This is a genomic window from Pantoea sp. AG702 (assembly GCF_003182295.1).
Classification (GTDB): Bacteria; Pseudomonadota; Gammaproteobacteria; order Enterobacterales; family Enterobacteriaceae; genus Pantoea; species Pantoea ananatis.
In genome coordinates this window covers 1-14,267 of the sequence record NZ_QGTU01000003.1, presented here as the reverse complement: position 1 = coordinate 14,267, position 14,267 = coordinate 1, and the positions used below count along the sequence as shown (strand labels likewise).

General features: G+C 52.2%; 14 protein-coding genes, 1 tRNA gene and 2 rRNA genes. 14 read left to right on the top strand and 3 right to left on the bottom strand.

Annotation, left to right across the window (positions count from 1 at the left end):
* Positions 1 to 51 precede the first annotated feature (51 nt).
* The 14 genes from msrP (at position 52) to DFO57_RS09515 (ending at position 13,232) form a co-directional block, all read left to right on the top strand.
* On the top strand, positions 52 to 1,056 hold the full coding sequence (gene msrP, locus DFO57_RS09580) for a protein-methionine-sulfoxide reductase catalytic subunit MsrP (RefSeq protein ID WP_014594738.1): 1,005 nt from the start codon (positions 52 to 54) through the stop codon (positions 1,054 to 1,056).
* Positions 1,057 to 1,659 carry a protein-methionine-sulfoxide reductase heme-binding subunit MsrQ gene (msrQ, locus tag DFO57_RS09575; protein ID WP_014604884.1) on the top strand — a complete coding sequence of 201 codons (603 nt, stop codon included), beginning with the start codon at positions 1,057 to 1,059 and terminating at the stop codon, positions 1,657 to 1,659. It begins immediately after the preceding gene.
* A 221-nt stretch (positions 1,660 to 1,880) separates the two neighbouring features.
* Entirely contained in the window at positions 1,881 to 2,333 is a 453-nt protein-coding gene (gene aroQ / locus DFO57_RS09570) for a type II 3-dehydroquinate dehydratase (RefSeq protein WP_024472015.1), read from the top strand.
* Between the two features lie 25 nt (positions 2,334 to 2,358).
* On the top strand, positions 2,359 to 2,823 hold the full coding sequence (accB, locus tag DFO57_RS09565) for an acetyl-CoA carboxylase biotin carboxyl carrier protein (RefSeq protein ID WP_013027436.1): 465 nt from the start codon (positions 2,359 to 2,361) through the stop codon (positions 2,821 to 2,823).
* 11 nt (positions 2,824 to 2,834) lie between these two features.
* Positions 2,835 to 4,184, top strand: a complete 1,350-nt coding sequence (gene accC, locus DFO57_RS09560) for an acetyl-CoA carboxylase biotin carboxylase subunit (protein WP_013027437.1) — start codon at positions 2,835 to 2,837, stop codon at positions 4,182 to 4,184.
* A 72-nt stretch (positions 4,185 to 4,256) separates the two neighbouring features.
* The gene (locus tag DFO57_RS09555) at positions 4,257 to 4,499 is read left to right on the top strand and encodes a YhdT family protein (protein ID WP_013027438.1); all 243 of its coding nucleotides are present in this window, start codon (positions 4,257 to 4,259) and stop codon (positions 4,497 to 4,499) included.
* On the top strand, positions 4,489 to 5,934 hold the full coding sequence (panF, locus tag DFO57_RS09550) for a sodium/pantothenate symporter (RefSeq protein ID WP_022622401.1): 1,446 nt from the start codon (positions 4,489 to 4,491) through the stop codon (positions 5,932 to 5,934). Before DFO57_RS09555 ends, panF begins: the two co-directional genes overlap by 11 nt.
* Positions 5,935 to 5,949: 15 nt before the next feature.
* On the top strand, positions 5,950 to 6,834 hold the full coding sequence (gene prmA, locus DFO57_RS09545) for a 50S ribosomal protein L11 methyltransferase (RefSeq protein WP_105082819.1): 885 nt from the start codon (positions 5,950 to 5,952) through the stop codon (positions 6,832 to 6,834).
* A 411-nt stretch (positions 6,835 to 7,245) separates the two neighbouring features.
* A complete protein-coding gene (gene dusB / locus DFO57_RS09540) occupies positions 7,246 to 8,211 on the top strand; it encodes a tRNA dihydrouridine synthase DusB (RefSeq protein WP_014604881.1) in 966 nt (321 codons plus the stop codon).
* A 23-nt stretch (positions 8,212 to 8,234) separates the two neighbouring features.
* Positions 8,235 to 8,531: a DNA-binding transcriptional regulator Fis gene (gene fis / locus DFO57_RS09535; protein WP_003855228.1), complete on the top strand. Its 297-nt coding sequence runs from the start codon at positions 8,235 to 8,237 to the stop codon at positions 8,529 to 8,531.
* Positions 8,532 to 9,075: 544 nt separating this feature from the next.
* Positions 9,076 to 10,101, top strand: a complete 1,026-nt coding sequence (locus tag DFO57_RS09530; protein WP_014604880.1) for an amino acid ABC transporter substrate-binding protein — start codon at positions 9,076 to 9,078, stop codon at positions 10,099 to 10,101.
* A 70-nt stretch (positions 10,102 to 10,171) separates the two neighbouring features.
* Positions 10,172 to 11,350 carry an amino acid ABC transporter permease gene (locus DFO57_RS09525; protein ID WP_110015303.1) on the top strand — a complete coding sequence of 393 codons (1,179 nt, stop codon included), beginning with the start codon at positions 10,172 to 10,174 and terminating at the stop codon, positions 11,348 to 11,350.
* 15 nt (positions 11,351 to 11,365) lie between these two features.
* Positions 11,366 to 12,466 (top strand): amino acid ABC transporter permease, encoded by a 1,101-nt coding sequence (locus DFO57_RS09520; RefSeq protein ID WP_013027444.1) that lies wholly within the window; start codon positions 11,366 to 11,368, stop codon positions 12,464 to 12,466.
* A 7-nt stretch (positions 12,467 to 12,473) separates the two neighbouring features.
* On the top strand, positions 12,474 to 13,232 hold the full coding sequence (locus tag DFO57_RS09515) for an amino acid ABC transporter ATP-binding protein (RefSeq protein ID WP_013027445.1): 759 nt from the start codon (positions 12,474 to 12,476) through the stop codon (positions 13,230 to 13,232).
* Between the two features lie 352 nt (positions 13,233 to 13,584).
* Here DFO57_RS09515 and rrf (DFO57_RS09510) read toward each other — a convergent pair.
* The 3 genes from rrf (DFO57_RS09510) to rrf (DFO57_RS09500) all read right to left on the bottom strand — a co-directional run bounded on the left by rrf (DFO57_RS09510) (position 13,585) and on the right by rrf (DFO57_RS09500) (position 14,118).
* A 5S ribosomal RNA gene (gene rrf, locus DFO57_RS09510) occupies positions 13,585 to 13,700 on the bottom strand.
* A gap of 37 nt (positions 13,701 to 13,737) precedes the next feature.
* Positions 13,738 to 13,813 (bottom strand) — tRNA-Thr (locus DFO57_RS09505).
* A 189-nt stretch (positions 13,814 to 14,002) separates the two neighbouring features.
* Positions 14,003 to 14,118, bottom strand: a 5S ribosomal RNA gene (gene rrf, locus DFO57_RS09500).
* Positions 14,119 to 14,267 lie beyond the last annotated feature (149 nt).

Here is a 14,267-nt window from a genome sequence, read left to right as displayed (position 1 = left end):
TTAAGTAATAGTCATCATGCTGATGATGAAAATCGAGCCGGAGAAGAGACGATGACGCTGAAAAAACGCCTGACTGAAGCTGATGTAACGCCAGAAAACATCTTTAATATGAATCGTCGTCGCGTGCTTCAGACCCTGGGTCTGGGCGCTGCCGCTATCAGCATTCCCGGCATGGCCAACGCCGATATTCTGAGTTGGTTTAAAGGCAATGACCGCCCACCCGCGCCCGCAGGCCGCGCTCTGGACTTTACCAAACCTGCACAATACCAGGCTAACCTGCCGTTGACGCCTGCAGATAAGGTTTCGGGCTATAACAATTTCTATGAGTTTGGCCTTGATAAAGCCGATCCGGCCGCCAATGCGGGGACGCTAAAGACCGATCCCTGGAAGCTGACGATTGAAGGCGAAGTGGCAAAGCCCATCACATTAGATATGGATGATATCTTCAAACGCTTTGCCATGGAGCAGCGTATCTATCGGATGCGATGCGTTGAAGCCTGGTCGATGGTGGTGCCCTGGATAGGTTTCGAACTCAATAAACTCCTGAAGCTGGCAGAACCCACCAGCAAAGCGCGCTTTGTCGCTTTCCAGACACTTTATGCTCCCGATCAGATGCCTGGTCAAAAAGATCGCTTTATCGGCGGCGGGCTAAATTACCCTTATGTAGAAGGTTTGCGTCTGGATGAAGCCATGCATCCCCTCACGATTCTGACGACAGGCGTTTACGGTAAAGCGCTGCCCCCACAGAATGGCGCCCCGATTCGCCTGACGGTCCCGTGGAAATATGGCTTTAAGGGCATCAAGTCCATTGTGAAAATCACGCTGACGCATGATCAGCCACCGACGACCTGGAACCAGATTGCCGATAACGAGTACGGCTTCTATGCCAACGTTAATCCGCATGTTAATCATCCACGCTGGTCGCAGGCGACCGAGCGTTTTATTGGTCCGGGCAGCAGCTTTAATGTGGATCGTCAGCCGACATTACTCTTCAACGGTTATGCCGATCAGGTCGCGTCGCTGTATCGCGGTATGGATTTACGGGAGAATTATTGAGTGCGCCTGACAATAAAGCAGATCGGCTGGCTTAAAGTCCTGCTACATCTGGCGGCTTTCTTACCGCTGGTTTACTTGATTATGGCCGCTATGCAGGGCGGTCTTAGCGCCGATCCCGCCAAAGATATCCAGCATTTTACCGGCCGTATGGCGCTGAAACTGCTACTGGCGACGCTGCTTGTCTCGCCGTTAACGCGCATCGCCAAACAGCCTTTGCTCATTCGCACCCGACGGCTGCTGGGGATCTGGACTTTTTTCTGGGCCAGCCTGCATTTAACCAGCTACTACCTGCTGGAACTGGGCATTAACAACCTTGGTCTGCTCGGTAGCGAACTGATTTCACGCCCCTATCTCACGCTGGGAATTATTTGCTGGTTTATTCTGCTGGCGCTGGCGGTGACCTCTTTTCAACGCATGCAGCGAAAACTGGGCAGACGCTGGCAAACCTTGCACAACGCGATTTATCTGGTCGCGATTTTGGCCCCAATTCACTACATATGGTCGGTAAAAATCCTTTCTCCCCAGCCTGTCATCTACGCGCTTTTCGCCCTGTTCCTGTTAGCCTGGCGCTATAAAAAGTTCATTAAATGGTGGCCGCGTTAGCCCCTGCGCTTCTCCTAACGTCTGCGAAAAATGGGGTCCACAGGCCGCACCCGATCAACTTCGCAGATAAGACCAGTATTTTGCTGCGAAATGCCACGAAACGGATATAATGCCCGGCTTTATTGCGATATGACGCTTCTTTTTTACTGTGACGGGTGACAAATGGAAAGCGGCAAGGTATTTTACGCGATGCCTCAATGATTGCGGGAGATGGCAGCAAGATGGCCGACAAATTACATATTCTGCTTTTGAACGGTCCCAACCTTAATCTGTTAGGGACGCGCGAGCCTGAAAAATACGGGGATGTCACCCTGGATCAGATCGTTTCCGATTTGAGCCATCAGGCAGACCAGCTGAATGTAAGATTAAGCCATATGCAATCCAATGCTGAATTTCAGCTTATTGATCGCATTCATGAGGCAAAAGGCAATGTGGATTATATCCTTATCAATCCTGCTGCGTTTACGCATACCAGCGTAGCATTACGTGATGCGCTGCTAGCGGTGAATATTCCCTTTATCGAAGTTCACCTGTCAAATGTGCACGGTCGCGAGCCTTTTCGCCATCACTCCTATTTTTCTGATGTCTCTGCTGGCGTCATTTGTGGGCTTGGCGCTGACGGTTACTCGTGGGCATTGCAAACGGCAGTAAAGCGCCTGTCTCATACTAATTAATCAAACTGAGTACGGAACCCCATTCATGGATATTCGTAAAATTAAAAAACTGATCGAACTGGTTGAAGAATCTGGCATTTCTGAGCTGGAAATCTCCGAAGGCGAAGAGTCTGTTCGCATCAGTCGCGCACCTGCAAATACCGGTTACCCAATGATGCAACAGGCTTATGCCGCGCCGGTTGCTCAACAGCCTGCTCTGGCGACAGCCGTTGCACCTGTTGCCGCCGTTGCAGAAGCCGCGCCTGCTGAGATCAGCGGCCACATCGTACGTTCACCAATGGTAGGGACCTTCTATCGCACACCAAGCCCGGATGCAAAAGCGTTCGTGGAAGTGGGTCAGAAAGTCAATGCAGGTGACACGCTGTGCATCGTTGAAGCCATGAAAATGATGAACCAGATTGAAGCGGATAAGTCTGGCGTTGTTAAAGCCATTCTGGTGGAAAGTGGTCAGCCGGTAGAATTTGACGAGCCACTTGTTGTCATCGAATAACGGGGCGAACCATGCTGGATAAAATTGTTATTGCTAACCGCGGTGAGATTGCGCTGCGCATTCTGCGTGCCTGTAAAGAACTGGGCATCAAGACTGTCGCGGTCCATTCAAGCGCGGATCGTGACCTGAAGCACGTGCTGCTGGCAGACGAAACGGTTTGCATCGGCCCGGCGCAGTCGGTCAAAAGTTACCTCAACATCCCGGCGCTGATTTCTGCCGCTGAGATCACCGGCGCGGTGGCGATTCACCCCGGCTACGGCTTCCTTTCTGAGAACGCCGATTTTGCTGAGCAGGTTGAGCGTTCTGGCTTTATCTTCGTCGGTCCGAAAGCCGATACCATTCGCCTGATGGGCGATAAAGTGTCCGCGATTACCGCGATGAAGAAAGCGGGCGTTCCTACCGTCCCCGGCTCCGATGGCTCGCTCACCGATGACATGGAAAAAAACCGTGCCTTCGCCAAGCGCATCGGCTATCCGGTTATTATCAAAGCCTCTGGCGGCGGCGGCGGTCGCGGCATGCGCGTTGTGCGTAGCGATAAAGATCTGGAACAATCCATCAACATGACGAAAGCGGAAGCCAAAGCGGCTTTCAACAACGACATGGTTTACATGGAAAAGTATCTGGAGAATCCACGCCATATCGAGATTCAGGTACTGGCCGACGGCCAGGGCAATGCCATTTATCTGGGCGAACGCGACTGTTCAATGCAGCGTCGTCACCAGAAGGTCGTGGAAGAAGCGCCAGCACCGGGGATCACGCCAGAATTGCGTTCCTTCATCGGTGAGCGTTGCACCCGAGCCTGTATTGATATTGGCTATCGCGGGGCAGGTACGTTTGAATTCCTGTATGAAAACGGCGAGTTCTATTTCATTGAAATGAACACCCGTATCCAGGTTGAGCATCCGGTTACCGAGATGATCACCGGCGTTGACCTGATTAAAGAGCAGCTGCGTATTGCTGCGGGTCAGCCACTGTCAATCAAGCAGGAAGACGTGATTATTCGCGGTCATGCGGTCGAGTGCCGTATCAACGCGGAAGATCCGGTTAGCTTCCTGCCAAGCCCGGGCAAAATCACCCGCTTCCATGCGCCGGGTGGTTTTGGCGTGCGTTGGGAATCTCATATTTATGCCGGTTACAGCGTACCGCCTTATTATGACTCCATGATTGGCAAGTTAATCACCTACGGTGAAACCCGCGATATCGCCATTGCACGTATGAAAAATGCCCTGGCGGAGCTGATTATCGACGGTATCAAAACCAACATCGAACTGCAGATGAAAATCATGTCCGATGAGAACTTCCAGCAGGGTGGAACCAATATCCACTATCTGGAGAAAAAGCTTGGCCTGCACGAGAAGTAATCGCCACGCTGAGTCAGTCTGAGGCCGGATATTCCGGCCTTTTTCTTTTCCCGCTGGCGTTGAGGTCACACTATGGACGCGCGTTATTTACAGGCTCATAAAGAAGCTCGCTGGTCACTCTATCTGACGCTGGCCTGGTTAGCCGTCTGGGGCGGTTCTGCCTGGTTAGGGGGAAATGCCACTGGCCTGACCGGCTTACCTCGCTGGTTTGAGCTCTCCTGTCTTTTTGCCCCCCTGCTGTTCATTTTTTTATGCTGGATGATGGTGCGTAAGATCTTCCGGAATATGTCGCTGGAGGATGAAAATGAACACTGAAATCATTCTTCCACTGCTGGCTTATCTGGCTGTTATCGCGGGCCTTTCCGTCTTTGCGATGCGAAAACAACGCCAGGGAAATTTCCTGACTGAGTATTTCCTGGGCAGCCGCTCAATGGGCGGATTTGTCCTGGCAATGACCATCACGACCACCTATATCAGTGCGAGCTCGTTTATCGGCGGGCCGGGTGCAGCTTATAAGTACGGCCTGGGCTGGGTGCTGCTGGCTATGGTACAGGTGCCTGCTGTCTGGCTGTCGTTAGGCGTGCTGGGTAAAAAGTTTGCCATTCTGGCGCGCAAGCACAACGCCGTGACCCTTAACGATATGCTCTATGCACGCTATGGCAGTACGCTGCTGGTCTGGTTAGCTAGCCTGAGCCTGCTGATTGCCTTCGTGGGCGCGATGGCCGTGCAGTTTATTGGTGGCGCGCGTCTGCTGGAAACCGCTGCCGGGATCCCTTACGACACCGGCCTGTTGATCTTTGGCGGTACAATAGCGCTTTATACGGCCTTCGGCGGCTTCCGCGCCAGTGTGCTGAATGATGCGATGCAGGGCGTGGTGATGCTGATAGGCACGTTTTTACTGCTGTTTGCCGTTATTCACCACGCTGGCGGTATTCACTCGGCCGTCGATAAACTGCACGCCATCGATCCCAAGCTGCTGTCGCCGGAGGGGCCGGGCGATATTATTACGCCCACGTTCCTGAGCTCGTTTATCGTGCTGGTCTGCTTTGGCGTCATCGGCCTGCCGCACACCGCCGTTCGCTGTATCTCTTACAAGGACAGTAAAGCGGTACACCGGGCTATTGTGCTTGGCACCATTGTTGTTGTGCTCCTGATGCTGGGAATGCATCTGGCCGGGGCGCTCGGACGCGCGGTATTACCTGACCTGACCGTGCCGGACAGCGTTATCCCTACGCTGATGATCACCGTGCTACCACCACTGGCTGCCGGGCTGTTTTTAGCCGCGCCGATGGCGGCGATCATGTCCACTATCAATGCCCAGTTGCTGCAGGCCTCCGCTACGCTGGTGAAAGATCTCTACCTGCGCCTTGCACCGCAGCAAATCGATAATGAGCCGCGGTTGCGAATATTATCGGGAACGGTGACCTTTTTGCTGGGTGTCATACTGCTGTTTGTCGCCTGGCATCCGCCAGACATGATTATCTGGCTCAACCTGCTGGCTTTTGGTGGTCTGGAAGCCGTGTTCTTATGGCCGCTGGTGCTGGGTTTATATTGGGAGCGCGCTAACGCCGCCGGCGCTGTCAGCGGCATGGTGGTGGGCGGAGGATGTTATGCCGTTCTGGCAACCTTTGGTCTGCAACTATGGGGTTTTCATCCCATTGTGCCGTCATTAATGTTAAGTCTGCTGGCATTCCTGGTCGGCAACCTGTTTGGGCGCTTACCGCATGCGGTTGATGCACCACAACACTGAATTAAGAGAGACGTTATGCCTTGGATTCAAATCAAAATTAACAGTTCTGGCGCAAACGCGGAAGGACTGAGCGACGCGCTAATGGAAGTCGGTGCCGTGTCTGTGACCTTTCAGGACACAAACGATACGCCGGTATATGAACCTATGCCGGGTGAAACGCGTTTATGGGGTGATACCGACGTTATCGGATTGTTCGACGCTGAAAGCGACATGGATGGCGTGATTGCGGAACTGTCTCAACATCCGCTGCTCGGCGAGAATTTCCGTCACAAGATCGAGCAGATCGAAGACAAAGACTGGGAACGTGAATGGATGGAAAACTTCCATCCTATGCGGTTCGGTGAGCGTTTGTGGATCTGTCCAAGCTGGCGCGATGTACCCGACCCCGATGCCGTCAATGTGATGCTCGATCCCGGCCTGGCGTTCGGAACCGGCACGCACCCCACCACTTCACTGTGCCTGACGTGGCTCGACGGCTTGGATCTCGCGGGTAAAACCGTGATCGATTTTGGCTGCGGTTCAGGGATCCTGGCAATTGCGGCGCTTAAACTTGGGGCGGCGCAGGCTATTGGTATTGATATTGATCCCCAGGCGATCCAGGCCAGCCGCGACAACGCCGAGCGCAATGGGGTGGCCGATCGTTTATCCCTGTATCTGCCGCATCAGCAGCCGGAAAACCTGCAGGCTGATGTCGTGGTCGCGAATATCCTGGCCGGGCCGCTCCGCGAGCTGGCACCGCTTATTCGTGTCCTGCCTAAATCTGGCGGGCATCTTGGTTTGTCAGGCGTACTGGAGAGCCAGGCTGAAAGCGTCTGTGAAGCTTACAGGACGCATTTTGCGCTCGATCCCGTTGCAGTCAAGGAAGAGTGGTGTCGTATTACAGGCGTTAAAACCGCTTAGCCTTTCAGGCATTGCAGGTACCAACAGCAGCCCTGGCGAATCGGTAGGGCTGTTAAACATTCGTTACTGTCCGTTCAGTGTTTCACCCAGAGCCGCGATTGCAATCGGCTGAGGCTAAACCCTCTTGTGGCGCAGTCTTTGTGGTTGATAAAACCGCTGCTTGTATCGTTAATCACGGTATGTGACGTTTTTTATCTGGTGAATACCGAATCTTCGTCGGAAAAACCTTTGTTCACAAAATAAACACAAACACTTAATCTACTGATTTATATTGTTATTTATCCTTATCAACAGGGTCCAGGCAGGATAAAAGCGGTTTTCTTGTGAATTGTTCAAAGTTTGGCCTTTCATCTTCATAAAAAAATGCGTAATATACGCCGCCTTGCAGACACAGTATGGCATTACGACTTCATGCGCATTGGAAACCTCCAGCTGAGAAATCGACTGATTGCAGCGCCGATGGCCGGTATTACCGACAGGCCTTTCAGAACGCTTTGTCACGAGATGGGTGCAGGAATGGCGGTTTCTGAGATGTTGTCATCGAACCCCGAAGTCTGGGCCAGTGACAAATCTCGTTTACGCATGGTGCACAGTGATGAACCCGGCATTCGTGCCGTCCAGATTGCAGGCTGTGATCCCAGTGAGATGGCCCAGGCTGCACGTATTAATGTTGATGCTGGTGCACAGGTTATTGATATTAATATGGGTTGCCCGGCAAAAAAGGTGAACCGCAAAATGGCGGGCTCCGCCTTACTGCAGTATCCCTCAGTAGTAGAGTCAATTCTCTCTGCCGTGGTAAATGCTGTTGATGTCCCGGTAACGCTGAAAATCCGTACCGGATGGGATCCAGAAAACAGAAACTGTGTCGCGATTGCCCAATTGGCTGAACGCTGTGGCATTCAGGCTTTGACGATACATGGCCGCACTCGTGCCTGCCTGTTCAACGGAGACGCTGAATACGACAGTATTCGGACAGTTAAGCAGAGTGTTTCTATTCCGATTATCGCGAATGGAGACATAACTGACCCGCATAAAGCCAGAGCAGTGCTCGACTACACCGGAGCCGATGCTCTGATGATAGGACGTGCTGCTCAGGGAAGACCGTGGATCTTCCGGGAAATCCAGCATTATCTGGACACTGGGGAGCTGCTTGCCCCGCTGCCACTGGCAGAGGTCAAGCGTTTGCTTGTTTCGCATATACGTGAGCTGCACGACTTTTACGGTTCAGGCAAGGGATACCGTATAGCGCGAAAGCACGTCTCCTGGTATCTCCAGGAACATGCCCCAAATGACCAGTTTCGGCGCACATTCAACGCCATTGAGGATGCCAGCGAACAGCTGGAGGCGTTGGAGGCATACTTCGAAAATCTTGCGTAACGAAATAAAGAGCTGAAAGAACTATGTTCGAACAACGCGTAAATTCTGACGTACTGACCGTTTCTACCGTTAACTCACAGGATCAGGTAACTCAAAAACCTTTGCGTGATTCGGTTAAACAGGCACTGAAGAACTATTTTGCTCAACTGAATGGTCAGGATGTTAGTGACCTGTATGAGCTGGTTTTGGCTGAAGTCGAGCAGCCTCTGTTGGACATGGTGATGCAGTATACCCGTGGCAACCAGACCCGTGCTGCCCTGATGATGGGTATCAACCGCGGTACGCTGCGTAAGAAACTGAAAAAATACGGCATGAACTGATTCAGGTTCAGGCCGTTAATCTCGCCAGCCTTAGGGCTGGCGTTTTTATTTGTGCCCTGACACACAAATTGTTTTAAAACTTGTGAAACAGTTGCGTCAAATATGGTAACTGTAGTTGCAGTCGCCAGCGTGATTTTTAACGGGCTGCCTTTTTCACATCGTCCTCATTTCCATCCCTGTTTTTTTCCGTTTCCAGCCTCTCAGCCCCGCTATAGCGGCCTTGTGTGAGCCTGCTTTACTTTTTTCGCAACGAGCACCCTGCTTGCAGTCAGCACATGCAACGCTGCTCACAATGTTGCTAAATAGTGAAACATTTTGCACTAAATGTGATCCCTACGACTCGAAATGCTTCCTTTTGGTGCGTCATATTAACGCAGCCTTCCAGATAATTCAGATTATTACCCGATCTTTCAGGTGACTTCAGGATTCTGCAAACCTGGCACTGGCTTTGCAAAGTCGTGGGGGGCCGTTCGCCACAGACAGGACGCACAATAAAGTGCGCAATACATAACAACACAACATGACATGCCACACAGGATGCTTTATGAAAAAGATGATGCTCTCTACTCTGGTTGCTGCGGCTTCTCTGCTTGCCGTTGCTCAGCAGGCCCATGCAGGCCCTACACTCGATGCGATTAAAAAGAAAGGCTTCATTCAGTGTGGGATCAGCGATGGCCTGCCGGGGTTCTCTTATGCGGATGCCAGCGGCAAATTTACCGGCCTTGATGTGGATATCTGTCGTGCTGCCGCGGCCGCCGTATTTGGCGACGCCACAAAAGTGAAGTACACCCCGCTGACGGCAAAAGAGCGTTTTACCGCGCTGCAGTCCGGCGAAGTCGACGTGCTTTCTCGCAATACCACCTGGACCTCATCACGTGACGGCGGCATGGGCTTCATGTTTACCGGCGTCAACTACTACGACGGCATTGGCTTCCTGACCCACAAGAAAGCGGGTCTGAAGAGCGCGAAAGAACTCGACGGTGCGACCGTCTGTATTCAGGCGGGCACCGATACCGAGCTGAACGTCGCTGACTTCTTCAAAGCCAACAAAATGCAGTACACGCCGGTCACCTTCGATCGCTCTGATGAATCCGCTAAGGCACTGGACAGCGGTCGTTGCGATACGCTGGCCTCTGACCAGTCTCAGCTGTACGCCCTGCGCATTAAATTAGGTAAGCCAGACGACTTTATCGTCTTGCCTGAAGTGATTTCTAAAGAACCACTGGGGCCGCTTGTACGTCGCGGTGATGATGACTGGTTCACCATTGTTAAGTGGTCGCTTTTCGCCATGCTGAACGCCGAAGAGATGGGCATCAACTCCAAAAACGTTGATGAAATGACGGCTAAACCGGCAACACCTGATATGGCTCACCTGCTGGGCGCTGAAGGTGATTTCGGCAAAGACCTGAAGCTGGATAACAAATGGGCTTACAACATCATTAAACAGGTAGGTAACTATCAGGAAAGTTTTGATCGCAACGTCGGTAAAGACAGCCCGTTAAAAATCGCTCGCGGCCAGAATGCACTCTGGAATCAGGGCGGTATTCAGTACGCGCCACCGGTACGTTAATCGCGCCTCAACCCGTCGGGCACCGTTTTCTACGGTGCCCCAGCAAAGCTTTTGTTATTGAGGTTTAAACATGTCACAACGCCCAACCGTGAAAAGGGATTTTTCGTTCGGTAATCCCACGGTTCGAGCCTGGCTTTACCAGATAGTTGCGATCATTATTGTAGTTGCTGTGGTGGGCTACCTTATCCACAACACCGTTATCAATCTCGCTAATCGCGGTATTACTTCCGGGTTTGGTTTTCTGGAGCGCAATGCGGGTTTCGGCATTGTTCAGCATCTTATTGACTACACTGAGGGTGACACCTACGCACGCGTCTTTCTGGTCGGGCTGACCAATACGTTACTGGTTTCGGCTCTCTGTATTGTTTTTGCATCTGTTCTGGGTTTTTTTATCGGACTGGCACGCCTGTCAGATAACTGGTTACTGCGTAAAATCGCCAATATCTATATTGAAACTTTCCGCAATATTCCTCCCTTACTCCAGATCTTCTTTTGGTATTTTGCGGTATTACGTAACCTGCCCGGCCCCCGTCAGGCGCTCAATGCTTTCGATCTGGCCTTCGTCAGCAACCGTGGCCTGTATGTGCCCTGGCCGACCTATGCACCGGGAAGCTGGCCATTTGTTTTTGCCCTCGTTTTGTCTGTTGTCGCGAGTTACGCCCTGTTCCGCTTCAACCGTCAGCATCAGCTTAAAACCGGTCAATTTCGTCGCACCTGGCCTGTCGCCATTTTGATGTTGTTACTCTTTCCCTTCATTGCACATCTGGGCTTTGGCGCAGCCATGCATTGGGACATTCCTGAGTTACGCGGCTTTAACTTTAGGGGCGGTTTCGTCATGATTCCTGAGCTGGCGGCACTGACGCTGGCGCTGTCGATTTATACCTCCTCGTTTATTGCGGAAGTCATTCGTTCAGGTATTCAGGCTGTGCCCTATGGGCAGCATGAGGCGGCCCGCTCGCTGGGATTACCCAATCCGGTCACCTTGCGTCAGGTTATTATCCCTCAGGCGATGCGCGTGATCATTCCTCCCCTTACCAGCCAGTATCTGAATATTGTGAAGAACTCTTCTCTGGCTGCGGCAATTGGCTATCCCGATATGGTGTCGTTGTTTGCCGGAACGGTCCTGAATCAGACCGGCCAGGCCATCGAAACCATTGCTATCACCATGAGCGTCTATCTGATTATCAGCCTGCTGATTTCAATGTTGATGAACTTCTACAACCGCAAAATCGCGCTGGTTGAGCGTTAAGAGAACGGGATAACTATGTCTGTCACTACACACGAAACACCGCAGATAGCCTCATCACCGCTGAGCCGGGCCTGGCTGTGGGCGCGCAAAAATCTGTTTTCAGGGTGGTTTAATACCTGTCTGACGCTGCTTTGCATCTGGCTTATCTGGCATGTGATTCCACCTGCTCTGAACTGGCTGATCTTCGATGCAAACTGGTTCGGCACAACACGCGCAGACTGTACGAAAGAGGGGGCATGTTGGGTCTTTATTCATGCCCGCTTTGGCCAGTTTATGTATGGGCTTTATCCACATGAACTGCGCTGGCGCATCAACCTGGCGCTGGTCATTGGGCTGGCATCCATTGTGCCGATGTTTATTAAACGGCTGCCTTATCGTGGACGCTACATTGCCGCATGGGCAGTATGCTATCCCCTTGTTGTCTGGTTTCTGTTATATGGCGGTTTCTTAGGGCTGGACCGGGTGGAAACCCGTCAATGGGGTGGGCTTACACTGACGCTGATCATTGCATCCGTTGGTATCGCTGGCGCCTTACCGCTGGGGATTTTACTGGCGCTGGGACGACGCTCCCGGATGCCGGTGGTGCGAACGCTGTCAGTGATTTTTATTGAGTTCTGGCGCGGCGTGCCGCTGATAACCGTGCTGTTTATGTCTTCGGTCATGTTGCCGTTGTTTATGGCAGAAGGAACGACCATCGACAAACTGGTGCGTGCACTGGTTGGCGTGATCTTGTTCCAGTCGGCTTATGTGGCAGAGGTGGTACGTGGTGGACTGCAAGCCTTGCCTAAGGGGCAGTATGAAGCTGCTGAATCGCTGGCTCTGGGATACTGGAAGACGCAAATGCTGGTCATCCTTCCGCAGGCCTTAAAGCTGACTATTCCAGGACTGGTGAATACCATTATCGCGTTATTCAAAGATACCAGCCTGGTCATCATTATTGGTTTATTCGATCTGTTTAGTAGCGTGCAGCAGGCTACCGTCGATCCCGCCTGGCTAGGAATGTCTACTGAAGGCTATGTCTTTGCCGCGCTGGTCTACTGGATTTTCTGTTTTAGCATGTCGCGTTACAGCCAGTATCTGGAAAAACGTTTTCACACCGGGCGCAAATCGCACTGAGGTTTCTATGACACAAATAATAACTGATTCAACCAATGCGATGATTTCGCTGGAAAATGTGAACAAGTGGTACGGGCAATTCCATGTGCTGAAAGATATTAATCTTCAGGTTAAACCCCAGGAACGTATCGTCTTGTGTGGTCCATCAGGTTCAGGCAAATCCACCACAATTCGCTGCATCAACCATCTTGAAGAACACCAGAAGGGCCGTATTGTGGTTGATGGTATTCATTTGAATGATGATGTGCGCAACATTGAGCGGGTCCGTACCGAGGTCGGTATGGTGTTTCAACATTTTAACCTTTTCCCTCATCTTACCGTTTTGCAGAACTGCACGCTGGCGCCCATGTGGGTGCGTAAAATTGCCAAAAAGGAAGCCGAAGAGCTTGCTATGCACTACCTCAAACGTGTTCGTATTGAGGAACATGCGCATAAGTTTCCCGGCCAGCTTTCTGGGGGACAGCAACAGCGCGTAGCTATCGCACGTTCGCTATGCATGAAGCCTAAAATCATGCTGTTTGATGAGCCGACCTCTGCTCTGGATCCAGAGATGGTGAAGGAAGTGCTCGATACGATGATTGGACTGGCCGAAGATGGTATGACAATGCTTTGTGTGACGCACGAAATGGGCTTTGCCCGTACGGTAGCCGACAGAGTGATCTTTATGGATCGCGGTGAGATCGTGGAAGTCGCTCCTCCGCAGGAGTTTTTTGCTAATCCTCGGTCAGAGCGTACCCGCGCTTTCCTGTCTCAGGTTATCCACTAACCCCTCTTATCTTTCCCCGCATCTTCGTCTACGACGGAGGTGCGGTTTCCCCCATGACGCCCAGCATAATATTCTTCTGCTACGCGAATAATCGCACTGCGTTAACTGTGGTTGCACAACGCCTCAGCTGCCAGCGTTGCTTATAATCGCGTTTCATTACGCTAACAACCCTGTTTGAGCTCAGTTGCCCGGTTTTTTAGTCGGCGTTTTATTCGTATGGAAAGGAGCATTCGAAAGTTTTCAGTGCCCAATGGGGGCCTTCCGCGCGCGATAATCGGCTCGATATTGGCTTTTTACCGCATCGCAGACGTAAAAAAGCCCCGCACTTTCGTACGGGGCTTTTCTGTTTGATGCCTGGCAGTTCCCTACTCTCGCATGGGGAGACCCCACACTACCATCGGCGCTACGGCGTTTCACTTCTGAGTTCGGCATGGGGTCAGGTGGGACCACCGCGCTACAGCCGCCAGGCAAATTCTTTATTTGCCGAACTCTAGCCATATATAACTGGTGCTGATACCCAGAGTCGAACTGGGGACCTCACCCTTACCAAGGGTGCGCTCTACCAACTGAGCCATATCAGCACGCAACAGGTACTCCCGGCACTGTTATGCTGATGCTCGGGTCTTTCAATTTGATGCCTGGCAGTTTATGAATCACGCTGTGATTCACCCTTCGGGCCGCTGCTTCGCAGCGTTCAAAAGCGTTCGCTTTTGTCCTACTCTACTGAGTAGTGAACTGCCCGAGGTTACGTGCAGGTCCTTCAATTTGATGCCTGGCAGTTCCCTACTCTCGCATGGGGAGACCCCACACTACCATCGGCGCTACGGCGTTTCACTTCTGAGTTCGGCATGGGGTCAGGTGGGACCACCGCGCTAAGGCCGCCAGGCAAATTCTTTGTGCTCCGTCCTGCGTCTTTCACGCTGCTGCCGCGCTGGCTTCCCTCGCGACGCTCAGTCACATACCTCAGTATGCTCCTTCACCCCGTCTCGGTTGCCGCCTTGCACTCAGCGCAAAATCCTTCGGACTCGCGTCCGC